At 68.1% G+C, this 15998-nt stretch carries 8 protein-coding genes and 4 pseudogenes; 8 read left to right on the forward strand and 4 right to left on the reverse strand.

Annotation, left to right across the window (positions count from 1 at the left end):
* Positions 1-280: 280 nt before the first annotated feature.
* Positions 281-1294 (reverse strand): LacI family DNA-binding transcriptional regulator, encoded by a 1014-nt coding sequence (locus ACP26O_RS32810; protein WP_175665739.1) that lies wholly within the window; start codon positions 1292-1294, stop codon positions 281-283.
* A gap of 234 nt (positions 1295-1528) precedes the next feature.
* On the opposite strand from ACP26O_RS32810, the gene ACP26O_RS32815 reads away from it, so the two are divergent.
* From ACP26O_RS32815 to ACP26O_RS32840, 6 genes and pseudogenes are all read left to right on the forward strand, one after another.
* Entirely contained in the window at positions 1529-2683 is a 1155-nt protein-coding gene (locus ACP26O_RS32815; protein ID WP_426356422.1) for an ABC transporter ATP-binding protein, read from the forward strand.
* A 66-nt stretch (positions 2684-2749) separates the two neighbouring features.
* A pseudogene (locus ACP26O_RS32820) lies at positions 2750-4006 on the forward strand (ABC transporter substrate-binding protein).
* Positions 4007-4105: 99 nt separating this feature from the next.
* A pseudogene (locus tag ACP26O_RS32825) lies at positions 4106-5040 on the forward strand (carbohydrate ABC transporter permease).
* A 21-nt stretch (positions 5041-5061) separates the two neighbouring features.
* A pseudogene (locus tag ACP26O_RS32830) lies at positions 5062-5914 on the forward strand (carbohydrate ABC transporter permease).
* 37 nt (positions 5915-5951) lie between these two features.
* A complete protein-coding gene (locus tag ACP26O_RS32835; protein ID WP_175665736.1) occupies positions 5952-7922 on the forward strand; it encodes a beta-galactosidase in 1971 nt (656 codons plus the stop codon).
* Between the two features lie 4 nt (positions 7923-7926).
* Positions 7927-9204, forward strand: coding sequence for a sugar efflux transporter (locus tag ACP26O_RS32840; RefSeq protein ID WP_175665735.1), 1278 nt, complete (start codon positions 7927-7929; stop codon positions 9202-9204).
* A gap of 50 nt (positions 9205-9254) precedes the next feature.
* Here ACP26O_RS32840 and ACP26O_RS32845 read toward each other — a convergent pair whose 3' ends face one another.
* The 3 genes from ACP26O_RS32845 to ACP26O_RS32855 all read right to left on the reverse strand — a co-directional run bounded on the left by ACP26O_RS32845 (position 9255) and on the right by ACP26O_RS32855 (position 12892).
* Positions 9255-10415 (reverse strand): glycoside hydrolase family 53 protein, encoded by a 1161-nt coding sequence (locus ACP26O_RS32845; protein ID WP_175665734.1) that lies wholly within the window; start codon positions 10413-10415, stop codon positions 9255-9257.
* Positions 10416-10582: 167 nt separating this feature from the next.
* The gene (locus tag ACP26O_RS32850; RefSeq protein WP_175665733.1) at positions 10583-11671 is read right to left on the reverse strand and encodes an aldose epimerase family protein; all 1089 of its coding nucleotides are present in this window, start codon (positions 11669-11671) and stop codon (positions 10583-10585) included.
* 27 nt (positions 11672-11698) lie between these two features.
* The gene (locus ACP26O_RS32855; protein WP_105788575.1) at positions 11699-12892 is read right to left on the reverse strand and encodes a XylR family transcriptional regulator; all 1194 of its coding nucleotides are present in this window, start codon (positions 12890-12892) and stop codon (positions 11699-11701) included.
* Between the two features lie 265 nt (positions 12893-13157).
* On the opposite strand from ACP26O_RS32855, the gene xylA reads away from it, so the two are divergent.
* The gene (xylA, locus tag ACP26O_RS32860; protein WP_175665732.1) at positions 13158-14480 is read left to right on the forward strand and encodes a xylose isomerase; all 1323 of its coding nucleotides are present in this window, start codon (positions 13158-13160) and stop codon (positions 14478-14480) included.
* Positions 14481-14484: 4 nt separating this feature from the next.
* Positions 14485-15961, forward strand: a pseudogene (gene xylB, locus ACP26O_RS32865) (xylulokinase).
* Positions 15962-15998: the final 37 nt, after the last annotated feature.

The raw sequence follows: 15998 nt of genomic DNA on the forward strand, positions 1-15998 counted from the left end.
GCGTGTCGGGAAGTGCCCGTATCCGACGCCACCGTCGCAGTCGCCCCGCTTTCGCATCGCGTGACTCGTGACTCTCACTGCCCGATGCACTGCCCGCGTCCGTAAAATCGTAAGGCGCCTCCGCTTTGCCGTTGGATCGTTTCTGAGTCGACACCCCGCAGCGCGAAAAACACCCCAAAATCTACATCCGTCCGCATCCCTGCTTGCTCAGCGGATCTCTCCGACAGAAGTATTCCAATCGCCAGGAGCCAAGGATTCGCCCTGTCTCAACGTCGACTCGTCACCCCCTCACCACCCCCGTCGACTCCCGCACCACTAGCTCCGGCGCACCGATCGTATGCACGGCCGCGGCCGGCTCGATCCCGTCGATCATGTCGAGCGTCAGCGCGATCGCCCGCGCGGCGATCTGCGACGTCGGGAACCGCACCGTCGTCAACGCAGGGCGGAACTGATGAGCGAGCTGGATATCGGTCATGCCGACCACCGACAGATCGGCCGGCACGCGCAGGCCGAGATCGGCGGCCGCCTGCATCGCGCCGATCGCCATCAGGTCGTTGGTCGCGAACAATGCGGTGAGGCCGGGCTTCTCGCGCAGCAGCGCGGCGGCCGCTTCGTAGCCGCCTTCGATCGAATCGTGCGCCGACACGGTCGTCAGCGCATCCGCCGGATGGCCGCGTGCCGCGAGTTCGTCGGCGAAACCGCGCAGCCGCACCGACTGCGGGCCGCCCGAGCCCTTGCCGACGAGCGCGCCGAACGCGCGATGCCGCAACCCGGAAAGATGCGCGGCCGCCAGCGCACCCGCCGCCGCGAAATCGACGGTCACGCACGGCAGCGTGCGCGATGCATGCACGTGCTCCCACATGCACAGCACGATCGATGCGCCGTGACGCGCGATGTCGGCGAGTTCGGCTTCGGCGAGATCGGTGTTCATCACGATCGCGCCGGCCGCGAGCGTTCCCGCGATCCGCTCGAGGTAGTTGCGCGTGATCGCCGGATCGTCGTCGGTATTGGACACGAGCAGGTAATGGCCGCGCTTGCGCGCCTCGCGCTCGGCAGCCAGCACGAACTCCGGGTAGAACGGGTTCGTGATGTTCGACAGCATCAGCGCGAGCGTCGACGTGCGGCCTTCGGCGAGCGCCCGCGCGGTGAGATTCGGCCGATAGCCGAGTTCGCGGATCGCCGCCATCACGCGTTCGACGGTCGCCGGCTTCACCTTCTGCGGATTGCGCAACACGTTCGAGACGGTCGCCGCGGTGACGTTCGCGCGCCGCGCGACTTGCGCGAGCGTCACCATGCGCGACCTGCGGCCGGTCGGGCAACGCTACGCGACGGAAATGGAGCGGGGGAGTGTCTGCTCATATTCTGGGAGCGCGTCCCACAAGTTGCACAGGGACAGGCGATACGCTAATTTCTCGACACAACAGATGAAGGAGACGACATGGTACGGCCAACCGCGAGAACTGCGCCACCGAAATTTAAGCGGTTAAATTTTTCGATCCGCAGCGCCTGACTGGGAGAGGAGAGCGCGATGACCGCCATTTCATTGAAGGATGTCTCGAAGCGCTACGGCGACCATGCGCCGGTGCTGCGCGACGTGAACCTCGAGATTGCCTCGCACGAGTTCTGCGTGTTTCTCGGTCCGTCGGGCTGCGGCAAATCCACGTTGTTGCGGATGATCGCCGGGCTCGAGGACGTGACCGAAGGCGAGCTGCGGATCGGCGGCGCGCGCATGAACGACACGCCGCCTGCCGAGCGCGGTGTCGCGATGGTGTTCCAGAGCTATGCGCTGTTTCCGCACATGACGGTGTTCGAGAACATCGGTTTCGGGCTGCGCATCGCCGGCACGCCGAAGGACGAGATCCGCCGGCGCGTGACCGAGGCCGCGAAGATCCTGGAACTCGACACGCTGCTCGATCGCAAGCCGAAGGCGCTGTCGGGCGGGCAGCGACAGCGCGTTGCGATCGGCCGCGCGATCGTGCGCGAGCCGCGCGTGTTCCTGTTTGACGAGCCGCTGTCGAATCTCGATGCGACGCTGCGCGGCCAGACACGCGTCGAGATCGCCCGCCTGCACGCGCGCTTCGCTCAATCGAGCTCCGTCTACGTGACGCACGACCAGATCGAGGCGATGACGCTGGCCGACCGGATCGTGCTGCTGCACGCGGGCGACGACGTCGCGCGCTTCGGCAGCATCGCGCAGGCCGGCGCGCCGCTCGAGTTGTATCACCGGCCGGCCAACCGCTTCGTCGCGGGCTTCATCGGCTCGCCGCGGATGAACTTCCTGCCGGCGGTGGTCGAAGCGAGCGATGCGCACGGCTGCCGGCTGCGCCTGGACGGCACCGGCGAAACGCTGATTCTGCGCGATCGCCCGTTGCCGCGCCACGTCGGTAGCGGCGCGCGCGTGACGCTCGGGATTCGTCCCGAGCATCTGACGGTCGCGGGGTCCGGCGAGGCCGACCTGCCGGCGATCGTGCGCGACGTCGCGCTCGTCGAGCAACTGGGCGAAGCCGCATACGTGCATCTCGATCAGCCCGGCGGCGTGCCGCTGCTCGCGAAACTGCCGGGCCAGGCTGCGTTGCGGCGCGGCGAGCGTCATGCGTTCAGCGTGCCGCCGTCGTGCTGCCACCTGTTCGACGAAGCCGGCATCGCATTGCCGGCCATTCACGCCGAAGCGGCATTCGCATAGCGGCGCGGCGCCGATCCGCCGCGCGACGCGGCACCCATCACATCACACCAATACCAGGAGACAACGATGAGACTTCGTGCGAGCCGACTGCTGCTTGCCCTGACGACTGCCGCGGCGTTCGCCGCGGGGACGGCCGATGCGGGCACGCTGACGATCAACGTCGCGTTCACGGGCGCCAGCCAGCGCGCGATCTGGCAGTCGATGATCGAGCCATTCCACAAGGCGCATCCCGACATCGACGTGAAGGCCACCTACGTCGACGAGGAAGCGTACAAGGTGCAGCTCCCTGCGTGGCTCACGACCGTTGCGCCCGACGTGGTCAACTGGCATGCGGGCGAGCGCATGGCGTACTACGCGAAGCGCGGGCTGTTCGAGGACCTGAGCGGCGACTGGGCGAAGAACGGCTGGGACGCGATGTACGCGTCGACGCGCAGCGCAGTCGTCGACCTACGGCGGCAAGCTCTACAGTTTGCCGCTCGGCTATGACGCGTATGGTCTCTTCTATCGCAAGGACCTGTTCGGCAAGGTCGGCATTGCCGACGAGCCGAAGACCTGGACGCAGTTTCTCGATGCGTGCCGCAAGCTGAAGGCAGCCGGCATCGCGCCGATCGCGGTGGCGGCGCGCGACGCGTGGACGCTCGCCGGCTGGTTCGACTATCTCGACCTGCGCCTGAACGGCAACGCGTTCCACCAGCAGCTGATGGCCGGCGACGTGCCGTACACCGACCCGCGCGTGAAGAAGGTCTACACGACATGGAAGTCGCTGATCGACTCGGGCTACTTCATCGACAACGCGCTGTCCTACGACGTCGATTCGCTGAGCCCGCTGATCGTCAACGGCCAGGCCGCGATGACGCTGATGGGCACCTGGTCATCGCGGCGGGCTTTCCGCTGAACGTGAAGCAGGAACCCGATCGGGTTATTACCGCTTCCCGATCATCGACGCGACGGTGCCGACCGCGGAGGACGGCCCGGTCGAATCGCTGCAGATCGTGCCGACGAAGGCGAACAACAAGGCCGACGCGCGTCGCTTGCTCGCGTTCATCGGGCAAACGCCCGTCAGGGGCGAAGTTCGCGAAGGGGCTCGGCTAGCTGTCGGCCAACAGCAAGTCGCCGGAGCCGGCCGATCCGATCTCGAAGATCGGCTTCCGCACGCTCGCGTCGACGCCCGGCGGCATCGCGCAGTTCTACGACCGCGACATGACGAAGGAAATGGCGGACGAGGGGATGAAGGCGATGCAGCAGTTCCTGTCCGACCCGACGCAGCTCGACGCGATCCTGCAACGCCTCGAGCAGACCCGCAAGCGCATCTACCGGAAGTAACGCGACACGCGGGCGGGCCGGCCATGCTGGTCCGGCGCCGCGTCGTTGCCGTCACGCCCGGTTCGTCCGTTTCGTCTCGTTTCGTCGAAGGTCACCTCAATGTCAACCAGCCTGTCCGAAAGCGCCGCGCCGCCGCGTGGTGCAGCCGCCGCCACGCGCGTTGCGCGTGCGCGCGCGTCGCTCGCGCGCTGGCGCAACCGCGCGGCGCTGCTGTTCGTGCTGCCGGGATTCGCGCTGGTTGCCGTCTATGTGATGTGGCCGATCCTGTCAGACGCATGTGGCTGAGCTTCTGCATCACTGGGACGGGATGAGCCGAGCGCACGTTCGTCGGTCTCGCGAACTACGTCGAGCTGCTGCACGCGCCGACCTTCTACACCGCGCTGCGCAACAACGTGCTGTGGCTCGCGCTGTTCCTCGCCGCGCCGCCGCTCGGCCTCGCGCTCGCGCTGTACCTGAACCAGAACGTCTACGGGATCCGGCTCGTGAAGTCGCTGTTCTTCGCGCCGTTCGTGCTGTCCGGCGTGGTGGTCGGGCTGATCTTCTCGTGGTTCTACGATCCGACCTTCGGGCTGCTCGCGCTGATCGTCGGGCACGGGATCCCGGTGCTCGGCGATCCGCGCTATGCGACCTACGGCGTGATCGTCGCCGCGCTGTGGCCGCAGATTCCGTTCTGCATGATCCTGTACCTGACCGGGCTCACGTCGGTCAATCCGGAGCAGATCGAAGCGGCGCGGATGGAAGGCGCGCGCGGCTTCGCGCTGCTGTGGCACGTCGTGCTGCCGCAGTTGCGCCCGACCACGTTCATGGCGATCGTCGTCACGGTGATCGGCGCGCTGCGCAGCTTCGACCTGATTTCGGTGATGACAGGCGGCGGCCCGTTCGAGAGCTCGACCGTGCTCGCGTATTACATGTACGACCAGGCGATCAAGTACTACCGGCTCGGCTATTCCGCGTCGATCGCGGTCGTGCTGTTCGCGATCATGCTCGTCTACATCGTGTTCCAGTTGCGCCGCATGCTGCGCAACGAGCAGTGACCTACCGGGAGTGCATTCCTCATGTTTCCGACACCCGTTGCCCACTGGAAGCCCGTCTCGCGCCGTGCTGTACAAGCTGTCGCTGCCCGTCGCGCTCGTGATCTGGCTGCTGCCGATGATCGCTGTGTTCGTCACGTCGGTGCGCTCGACCGAGGAGCTGGTCGAAGGTCACTACTGGGGCTGGCCGCGGCACTTCTCGATGATCAGCAACTATCGCGACGCGCTGACCACGTCGCCGATGCTGCATTACTTCTGGAACAGCGTGCAGATCACGGTGCCGTCGGTGATCGGGTCGATCGCGCTGGCGGCGATGGCGGGCTTTGCACTCGCGACCTACAAGTTTCGCGGGAGTACCGCGCTGTTCGGGACGTTCGTCGCGGGGAATTTCGTGCCGGTGCAGGTGTTGATGATTCCGGTGCGGGATCTTTCGCTGCGGCTCGGTGTGTTCAATACCGTCGAGGCGCTGATCCTGTTTCATGTCGCGTTTCAGACGGGGTTCTGCACGCTGTTCCTGCGTAACTTCATCAAGCAGTTGCCGTTCGAATTGATCGAGGCGGCGCGGATTGAAGGGGCGGGCGAATGGACGGTGTTCTGGCGGATCGTGTTGCCGCTGATCCGGCCTGCGTTGGCCGCGCTCGCGATTCTCGTGTTCACGTTCGTGTGGAACGACTACTTCTGGGCGCTGTGCCTCACGCAAGGCGATGAGGCCGCGCCGATTACGGCGGGCGTCGCGGCGTTGAAGGGGCAATGGACGACGTCGTGGAATCTCGTGTCGGCCGGGTCGATTCTTGCCGCGTTGCCGTCGGTGCTGATGTTCTTCGCGATGCAGAAGCACTTCGTCGCGGGGCTCACGTTCGGCGCGACGAAAGGCTGATGGCCCCCACCTTCCACTCTCCAGCAAGGAATCCACGATGCACCTCGGCGTTTGCTACTACCCCGAACACTGGCCGCGCGAACAATGGGCGCGCGATGCGCGGCGCATGGCGGAACTGGGCCTGACCCACGTGCGGATCGCCGAATTCGCGTGGAGCCGGATGGAGCCGGAGCCCGGCCGCTACGACTGGGCATGGCTCGACGAAGCGATCGACACGCTCGCAAGCCGCCAGTTGAAGGTCATACTCGGCACGCCGACCGCGTCGCCGCCGAAATGGCTCGTCGATCGCCATCCGGAGATCCTGCCGGTCGGCGCGGACGGCGCGGTATGGCAATTCGGCTCGCGTCGCCATTACGACATCGCGAGCCCCGTGTATCGCGAGCACTGCGTGCGTATCGCGGACGCGATGGCGCGGCGCTACGGCGCGCATCCGGCGGTGATCGCCTGGCAGACCGACAACGAGCTCGGCTGTCACAACACGCTGCCGAGCTATACGCGTGCGGCGCTCGAAGGCTTTCGCGCGTGGCTCGCCGTGCGCTACGGCGATATCGGCGCGCTGAACCGCGCGTGGGGCAACGTGTTCTGGAGCATGGAATATCGCGGCTTCGACGAGATCGAGCTGCCGCGCCATACGCCGACCGACGCGAACCCCGCGCATCTGCTCGACTTCCGGCGCTATCAGTCGGACGAGGTCGCGCGGTTCCATGCGGCGCAGGTCGATGCGATCCGTCCGCACGCGCCGGGCCGCGACGTGCTGCACAACTTCATGGGATTTTTCACCGAGTTCGATCACTACGCGTTCGCGCGCGGCGGCCTCGATGTCGCCGCGTGGGACAGCTACCCGGTGCCGCGCACCGAAGTGCTGCCGCTCGACGAAGCCGACAAGCGGCGCTGGGCGCGCACCGGCCATCCCGACGTGTCGGCGTTCTCGCACGACCTGTATCGCGGTGTCGGCAACGGCCGGATGTGGGTGATGGAGCAACAGGCGGGGCCCGTCAACTGGGGGCCGTACAACCCGGTGCCGCACGCCGGCGCGGTGCGGCTGTGGACGTGGGAAGCATTCGCGCACGGCGCGGAGCTCGTGTCGTATTTCCGCTGGCGGCAGTATCCGCATGCGCAGGAGCAGCTGCACTCGGGGCTCAACGCACCGGACGACCAGCTGTCGCCGGGCGGCCGTGAAGTGGCGCGTGTCGCACGCGAGCTGGCCGTGCTGGATCCCGCACTCGTCGCCGGCGCGCGCGAGCCGGCCCGCGTCGCGCTGCTGTTCGATTACACGGCCGACTGGATGATCCGGATCCAGCCGCACGGCGCCGGTTTCGACTATCAGCAGCACGCGTTCGACTGGTATCGCGCGCTGCGCGAACTGGGGCTCGACGTCGATATCGTCGCGGCCGATGCCGACGTGTCGCGTTATGCGCTCGTCGTCGCGCCGACACTGCCGGTCGTGCCGGATCGCGTCGTCGAGCAGGCCGCGCGCGGGAATGCGCACTGGTTGTTCGGGCCGCGCACCGGGTCGCGCACCGTCGACTTCGCGATCGTGCCGGGCCTCGCGCCGGGCAAGCTGCGCGACGTGCTGCCGGTGCGGATCGCGCAGGTCGAGTCGCTGCGGCCGTCGCTCGCGCCGCGCGTCGCGTTCGACGGTGTCGACGGCCATGCGCTGAAATGGCGCGATCACATCGACCTCGACGCGAGCACCCCCATCGACGTGCTCGCTGTCTGCGACGACGGCGTGCCCGCGCTCGTGCGGCACGGTCAGGTGACGATGGCGACTGCGTGCTTCGATCCCGCGCTGTTGCGCGCAATCGTCGGCCGCTGCGCGCGCGATGCCGGACTGCCGGTGCGCGAACTGCCTGACGGCGTGCGCTTGTGCCGGCGCGGGCGCGTCGTGTTCGCGTTCAACTACGGCGACACACCGTGCATGCTGCCCGCGCCGGACGGTGCGGGCTTCGTGCTCGGCGGCCCCGAACTCGGCGCGGTCGACGTCGCCGCATGGGTCGAGCCGGACTGACGCGATGCAGTCGTTGCCGTCGCCGCGGTTGCATGTCGCGCGCCTCGCGCGGATCGCGCATTTCGTGCCGCTGTCCGCGGCGGCGCTGATGCTCGGCGTCGCGATGTCGTTTACCGCGCCGTACCTGTCGCTGTTCGGCGTGGAGGCGGCCGGGATGTCGCCGTTGCTCGCGGGTGTCTTCATGACGCTGATCGCGGCGAGCGGTGTAGTCGCCAGCACGTGGGCCGGACGGTGGTCGGATCGCCGCGACCGCCACCGGCCGCTGCTCATCGTATCGCTCGCTGCCGCCGCGCTCGGCTTCGCGCTGCTGTGCGTGCTGCGCGCGCACGGGCCGGTGATCGCGGCCGGCACGATCCTGCTTGGCGCGGGCGCCGTGTCGCTGTCGCAGATCTTTTCGTTCGCGCGCGCGGTGCTGCCGGTCGACGACGATGCGCAGCGCGAACTCGCGTCGGCCGCGCTGCGCACGATGCTGTCGGTCGCGTGGGTGTTCGGTCCCGCGCTCGGCGCGCTGATCCTCGCGCAGACGGGCTTTACCGGGCTCTTTCTCGCGGCCGCCGCGGGCTTTGTCGCGTGCGCGGCGATCGTCGCGCGGATTCCGGAGCCCGCGCGGCGGCCGGCAGCCGTTCACGTGCGCGCGGTCGGCGACGACGCAAAGACGCCCGTCGATTCGACGGCTATCGTCGGCGCGCCGCGCGCGAGCGTGCTGCGGACCCTCGTCGCGCTCACGCTGATCGGGCTCGCGGCGAACGCGACGATGATCGTGCTGCCGCTGTACATCGTGCGTGGACTCGCCGGCACGCCCACGAACGTGTCGGCCGCGCTGGGTCTCGCCGCATTGCTCGAGATCCCGATGATGTTGTGGCTCGGCGTCCGGTCGACGCGGCTCGACAAGGCACGCTGGCTGACCGCGTGCGCGGCCGTGCACGCCGCGTATTTCGTCGGGCTCGCGGCGGTGACGCGGGTCGACATGATCCTGCCGCTGCAACTGCTGAGCGCGTGCGTGGTCGCGATCACGTCCTGCCTCGGGATGACGCGCGTGTGCGATCTGATGCCCACGCGCCCCGGCACCGCGACCGCGATGTTCTTCAGCACCGCGCGGGTCGGCTCGATCGCGTCGGGCGTGCTGTCGGGCGCGTGTGTCGACCTGTTCGGCTATCGCGCGACGTTCGCGGGGTGCTGCGGGCTCGCGCTCGTCGCATTTGCGCTGCTCGCTCGGGATGCGCGCGGTGAGCAGGGGGGCACGGCGGCGCCTGCGCGGCGCCGCTTCGATGCACCGCACTGACGCGCAAGGCGCCCGTGCGGTGATGCCGTGATGTCGTCAGACGGGATCGATCAGCGCCGGCGGAGCGCGTCGAGCGACGACAGCGCGTTGCCGTGGAAGTCGAACCACGTGTTGTTGTCCCATTGATCGCCCGCGCCGACCTTCCAGCCGACGCCCGGTGTCGGGATCCATTCCGGCTCCCACCAGAACACGCCCTTGCCGCGATTGCCCGGCACGCCCTTCACGATATCGACGACCGCCGCGAGGAATTGCGCCTGGCCCGCCGGTGACGGCGGGAACGCGGTCGAGCCCGTGTTCGTCATCGCGTTCGGTTCCGAGTCGCCGTCGCTGGTGGTCCACGGATACGCGGTTTCCACGACGATCAGCTCCTTGTCGTAGCGCACCGCGAGGTCGTTCGCGTTGTTGCGCAGGTCGTCGAGCGAGCCTTGCCACTGCGGGTAATACGACAGGCCGATCACGTCGAACGTCACGCCGCGCTGCGTCGCGCTGTCGAACCACCAGCGGCTTTTCGCGTTGTCGCCGCCGCTGTCGATGTGCAGCATCACCTTGATGCGCGGATCGACGGCCTTCACCGCATCGCGGCCCGTCTTCAGCAGCTGCGCGAGGTTGTCCCACTGGTCGTAGCGGCCGAGCGGCCACAGCATGCCACCGGTGATCTCGTTGCCGATCTGCACCCACTCGGGCCGCACGCCGGCGCGCTGCAACTGGCGCAGCACGTCGGTCGTATAGGCCGACAGCAGCGCGCGTGTCTCGGCGAGATTCTTGCCGGCCCACGCATGCGGCGGATATTGCTTGCCGGGGTCGGCCCACCAGTCGCTGTAGTGGAAGTCGATCAGGATCCGCATCCCGAGCGCGGCCGCACGTTTCGCGAGCGCCACGACGTGTGCGGCATTGTTGTACCCGGCCGCATCGCTCTGGTTCGCGGGGAAGAAGTCCGGGTTGCCGGGATCGTTCCAGACCTTGATGCGGATCGAATCGACGCCATGCGCGTGCAGGATCTTCAGGCAGTCGCGCGGGTGCCCGCGGTCGAAGTATTGCGCGCCGTGCGCCTCGAGCTCCGGCAGCGTCGACACGTCCGCACCCATCGCGAACGGGACGCCGCCCGCGCCGCGCGCAACGCCTTGCGCGACGGCCGGCAACGCGCCGGCCAGGTCGACGTAGGCGAGTGCGGCGGTCGAGACACTCCAGCGCAACATCGATCTTCTATTCATTGTCATCCTCCAGTGTTTGGCCCGGTCGGTCGATTGCCTGATCGCGGGCATCGGCGGTTTAAGCGCTTAAATTTCAGCCTCGATACGAGACGACACGAGGCGAAAACGAGCGTAGCGCAGCCGCCGATGCCGATGCAAAGAACGCGTGCGTTGCCTACTATCTGGCGCTACGCGCGCACGCCGACCCGATACCGCGTCGTCTGGCGATAGGTGTCGCCCGGCTGAAGGATGGTTTCGTCGCGCAACGCGTTCATGTTCACCTGGTTCGGAAAGAACCCGGCTTCGACGCACAGCGCCGCATGCTGCACGCACGACACACCGCCGCTTGCGCGCACGCCGTCCAGATAGTTGCCCGTATAGAGTTGCAGCCCGCGCTGATCCGTCGACACGGCGAGCTCCCGGCCGCTTTCCGGATCGTAGATCGCCGCGACGGGCCGCACGCCGCGCCCAGGCTCGCGCAGCACATAGCAATGATCGAAGCCGCGCCCGCGGGCGAGCTGCGCATGCGGCCAGTCGAGGCGCGCGCCGATCGGCGCGCTCTGCCGGAAATCGAACGCGCTGCCCGTCACGTCGGCCGTGCCGGTGGGGATCAGCGCGTCGTCCACTTCGACGAACGCATCGGCGTCGATCTGCAGCAGATGCCCGCGCACGTCGCTGCCCGCGCGTCCGCTCAGGTTGAAGTAGCTGTGATTCGTCAGGTTCAACGGCGTGGGCGCATCGGTCACGCCCGTATAGTCGATCGTCAGCGTGCCGTCGTCGTCGAGCGTATAGCGCACCTGCACGCGCACGTTGCCGGGGAACCCCGCATCGCCTTCCGGCGAATCGAGCCGCAGCGTCAACCCGCCGTGGTCGTCGATCACGTCCCAGCGCGCGCGATGAAAGCCGCTCGCGCCGCCGTGCAGGAGGTTGCCGTTCTCGTTGCGGTCGAGCGTGTAGTCGACGCCGTCGAGCGTGAAGCGCGCAGCCGCGATCCGGTTCGCCCAGCGGCCGACCGTCGCGCCGAGGTACGCGCCCGATTCGACGTAGTCGGCCGGCGTGTCATGGGCCAGCACGATATCGGCGAAGCGCCCGGTGCGGTCGGGGGCGAGCCACGACACGACGGTCGCGCCGAGATCGCTGATGACGACGCGCATGCCGTGCGCGTTGCGCAGCGTATAGCGCCGCACCGGATCGCCGCCGGGCGGCGTGCCCCACGGCTCGGACGGAATGCGGCCGAGGTCGGCTGCCGGGCGGGAAGTGGCGGTATCGATGTGCATGAGTGGGTTCGCTCGTGGGCGGTGAATTCAGTGGGCAGGCGCGGTGCGTTCCTGGTATTCGCGCGGCGTGCAGCCGAGTTCGCGGCGGAACACCGCATACATGTATTGCAGCGACGTGAAGCCGCAGCGGATCGCGACTTCCGCGCTCGACGCATTGCGGGCCGCGAGCAGCGCCTGGGCGGCCTCGAGCTTGTGACGCAGGATTTCCTGATGCACGGTGCGCTGCAGTTCGCGCCGGAAGTGCTCTTCGAGCAGCGAGCGCGACACACCGACATAGTCGGCGACCTGTTCGGTCTTGATCCCCTGGCATGCGTACTGGCGGATGAAATGCCGTGCGCGCATCACGTGTGGGCTCGCGAGAGGCTGGTGGCGCGTCGATTCGAGCACGTTGATGCCGACCGGCGGCACGAGGATGCGCTGGCCGGGAAAACGCGCGCCGCGCAGCATCCGGTGCAGCAGGTGTGCGGCGGTGCGGCCCATTTCCTCGGTGCCCTGGATCACCGACGACAACGGAATGCGCGTCAGCGTGCGGGTGAGTGGATCGTTGTCGATGCCGATGATCGCGACCTGTTCCGGCACCGCGATGCCGGCGATCAGGCACGCCTGCAGCAGGTGCCGCGCGCGCGCATCGGTGACCGCGATCACGCCGACGGGTTTCGGCAGCGCATGCAGCCAGCCGATCAATTGCTCGATCGCGTGATCCCAGCCCGACGCGCTCGTCGACACGCCGCGGTAGATCGGCGCGTCGAGCCCGTCCGCCCGCGCGAGCCGGTCGAACGCGAGCTCGCGCTGCTGCGCCCAGCGATTCTCCTGCGCGGCCGGCAGGCTGTACATCGCGAAATGCGCGAGCCCCGCGCCGATCAGGTGCGTATAGGCGAGCGACACGAGCTTGGGGTTGTCGGTCGCAATATATGGGACGCCGTCCGGATACTGCGTCGGATCCTCGTATGACGAGCCGACCGCGACGATCGGCAGCGGCGAACCGGCGAGCGCGTCGGCGACGGCCGGATCGTCGAAGTCCGCGATGATGCCGTCGCCGTCGAAGCGCTCGATGCCGGCGAGCCGGCAGCGGAAGTCGTCTTCGAGGAACAGGTCCCACACGACGCGCGTCGTGTGCAGGTACTGGCCGATGCCGCTGATGATCTCGCGGTCGTAGACCTTGTTCGCGTTGAACAGCAGCGCGATGCGGTGCGGTGTCTGGGCGGAAGGGGCGCGGTTCATCTGGTGTCGGGGCACGCGCGCCGGGCGCGTCGTGCCGTTGTCTCCGGGGCGCGCCCGGGGCGGCGGCGCGCGGTGTTCTGGTGTCCGGCGATTGTAGGACGGAACGCGTGCCGCGCGCAGCAACTGGCAAGAAACGTTAAGCATGCTGCGCAATTTCGCAATTGCCGGCCGGCAGGCGCACGGGCACGATCCAGTCAACCGAATTCGGCCGCGTGCGTCGTCGCGACGCGCGTTGCGCTGCAACAAGAGCCTGCACGGAGACACCATGTCGTATTTCGAACACATTCCCGCGATTCGTTACGAAGGTCCGCAGTCGGACAACCCGCTGGCCTACCACCATTACGACGCCGAGAAGCGTGTGCTCGGCAAGACGATGGCCGAGCATCTGCGGATCGCCGTGTGCTACTGGCACACGTTCGTATGGCCGGGGCACGACATCTTCGGGCAGGGCGCATTCCAGCGGCCCTGGCAGCAACCCGGCGACGCACTCGAGCGGGCGCGGCTGAAGGCCGATGCGGCATTCGAATTCTTCACGAAGCTCGGTACGCCGTTCTATACGTTCCATGACACGGACGTCGCGCCGGAGGGCGACAGCCTGCGCGAGTACGCGGCCAATTTCGCGCGGATGGTCGACTATCTCGGCGAGCGCCAGCAGGCGAGCGGCGTGCGGCTGCTGTGGGGCACCGCGAACCTGTTCTCGCACCCGCGCTTCGCGGCGGGCGCGGCGACGAACCCGAACCCCGATGTATTCGCGTGGGCCGCGGCCCAGGTGTGCCACGCGCTCGACGCGACGCACCGGCTCGGCGGCGAGAACTACGTGCTGTGGGGCGGCCGCGAAGGGTACGAGACGCTGCTCAATACCGACCTGAAGCGCGAGCGCGACCAGTTCGCGCGCTTCCTGTCGATGGTCGTCGAGCACAAGCACCGGATCGGCTTCAAGGGCGCGTTGCTGATCGAGCCGAAGCCGCAGGAGCCGACCAAGCACCAGTACGACTACGACGTCGCGACCGTGCACGGCTTCCTCGTGCAGTACGGACTGCAGAACGAGATCCGCGTGAACATCGAGGCGAACCACGCGACGCTCGCCGGTCATTCGTTCCATCATGAGATCGCGAATGCATTCGCGCTCGGCGTGTTCGGCAGCGTCGACGCGAACCGCGGCGACCCGCAGAACGGCTGGGACACCGACCAGTTTCCGAACAGTGTCGAGGAACTGACGCTCGCGTTCTACGAGATCCTGCGCCACGGCGGCTTTACCACCGGCGGGATGAATTTCGACGCGAAGGTGCGCCGCCAGAGCGTCGATCCGGAAGACCTGTTCTACGGCCATGTCGGCGCGATCGACGTGCTTGCGCTCGCGCTCGAACGCGCGGCGGTGCTGGTCGAGAACGACCGGCTCGACGCGCTGCGCCGGCAGCGCTACGCGCAGTGGGACGGTGCGTTCGGCCAGAAGATCCTGTCGGGCGGCTATACGCTGCAGTCGCTCGCCGACGACGCGCTCGCGCGCGGCGTGGACCCGCGGCATGCGAGCGGCGCGCAGGAGCGGCTCGAGAACATCGTGAATCAGGCGATCTACGGGCTGCGCTGACGCCATGTATATCGGACTCGATCTAGGCACGTCGGGCGTGAAGGCGGTGCTGCTCGACCGCGACGGCGCGGTGCGCGCGAGCGCGAGCCGCCCGCTGACGGTGAGCCGGCCGCGGCCGCGCTGGTCCGAACAGGCGCCGCACGACTGGTGGGACGCCGCATGCGGCGCGCTCGCCGCGCTCGTCGACGAAGCACGCGCGGCCGGCATCGATCCGCACGACATCGCCGCGATCGGCCTGTCGGGCCAGATGCATGGCGCCACGCTGCTCGACGCGCATGGCGACGTGCTGCGCCCCGCGATCCTGTGGAACGACGGCCGCGCGGATGCGGAGTGCGCGGAACTCGAGCGGCTTGCACCGGCACTGCGCACCGTGGCCGGCAACGTCGCGATGCCCGGCTTCACCGCGCCGAAGCTGCTGTGGGTGCGCCGTCACGAGCCCGACGTGTTCGCGCGGATCGCGCACGTGCTGCTGCCGAAGGACTATCTGCGCTACCGGCTGACCGGTGCGTTCGCAACCGATCCGTCGGATGCCGCCGGCACGCTGTGGCTCGACGTCGCGAAGCGCGACTACGACGACGCGCTGCTGGCCGCGTGCGGACTGTCGCGCGCGCAGATGCCGGCCGTGTTCGAGGGCAACAGTGTGACCGGCACGCTGCTTCCGGCCGTCGCGCGCGCGCTCGGGCTGCGCGAGATCCCGGTGGTGGCCGGCGGCGGCGACAACGCGGCCGGCGCGGTGGGTGTCGGCCATCTACGGCGGGCGACGGCTTCTGTCGCTTGGCACGTCGGGTGTTTATTTCGCGGTGTCGGACGGGTTTCGCGCGAATCCGGAATCGGCGGTGCACAGCTTCTGTCATGCGCTGCCCGATACGTGGCACCTGATGTCGGTGATGCTGAACGCGGCCGGCTGCCTCGACTTCAGCGCGCAGCTGGCCGGTTACGGCGGCGTCGCGGCGTTGCTCGACGATGCCGAGACGAACGCGCGCACGAGCCGCCCGTGGTTCCTGCCTTATCTGAGCGGCGAGCGCACGCCGCACAACGACGTGAATGCGAAGGGCGTGTTTTACGGGCTCACGCCCGACACGCAGCGTGCGGATCTCGTGAACGCGACGCTCGAAGGTGTCGGATTCGCGCTGCTCGACGGCATTGATGCGCTGCATGCGGCCGGGCTCGCGCCCGACAGCATCACGGTGATCGGCGGCGGCTCGCGCAGCGCGTACTGGACGCAGATGCTCGCCGATCTGAGCGGCCGCGCGCTGACGCTGCGAGCGGGTGGCGAAGTGGGGCCGGCGCTGGGCGCCGCGCGCCTTGCGCATCTCGCGCTCGAACCGGATGCGTCGCTCGACGACGTGTGCCCGCAGCCGCCGATCGTCGCGGTGCGCGAGCCCGACCTCGCGCGGCATGCGTGGTATCGCGACGTGCGGCGTCCGACGTTTCGCGCGCTTTACCGCGCGCTCGAACCGGTGTTTGCAACGGGCGCGTGACGTGCTGATGGCCTGTGCGTTGCAGTGACTCGATGCG

Source organism: Burkholderia sp. R-40, assembly GCF_049942845.1.
GTDB classification, from domain to species: Bacteria; Pseudomonadota; Gammaproteobacteria; order Burkholderiales; family Burkholderiaceae; genus Burkholderia; species Burkholderia ambifaria.

Excerpts from the sequence above, each read along its gene's own strand:
- ACP26O_RS32845 (WP_175665734.1), bottom strand. The coding sequence starts at position 10,415 with ATGAATAGAAGATCGATGTTGCGCTGGAGTGTCTCGACCGCCGCACTC.
- ACP26O_RS32815 (WP_426356422.1), top strand. The coding sequence starts at position 1,529 with ATGACCGCCATTTCATTGAAGGATGTCTCGAAGCGCTACGGCGACCAT.
- ACP26O_RS32855 (WP_105788575.1), bottom strand. The coding sequence starts at position 12,892 with ATGAACCGCGCCCCTTCCGCCCAGACACCGCACCGCATCGCGCTGCTG.
- ACP26O_RS32810 (WP_175665739.1), bottom strand. The coding sequence starts at position 1,294 with ATGGTGACGCTCGCGCAAGTCGCGCGGCGCGCGAACGTCACCGCGGCG.
- xylA (WP_175665732.1), top strand. The coding sequence starts at position 13,158 with ATGTCGTATTTCGAACACATTCCCGCGATTCGTTACGAAGGTCCGCAG.
- ACP26O_RS32840 (WP_175665735.1), top strand. The coding sequence starts at position 7,927 with ATGCAGTCGTTGCCGTCGCCGCGGTTGCATGTCGCGCGCCTCGCGCGG.
- ACP26O_RS32835 (WP_175665736.1), top strand. The coding sequence starts at position 5,952 with ATGCACCTCGGCGTTTGCTACTACCCCGAACACTGGCCGCGCGAACAA.
- ACP26O_RS32850 (WP_175665733.1), bottom strand. The coding sequence starts at position 11,671 with ATGCACATCGATACCGCCACTTCCCGCCCGGCAGCCGACCTCGGCCGC.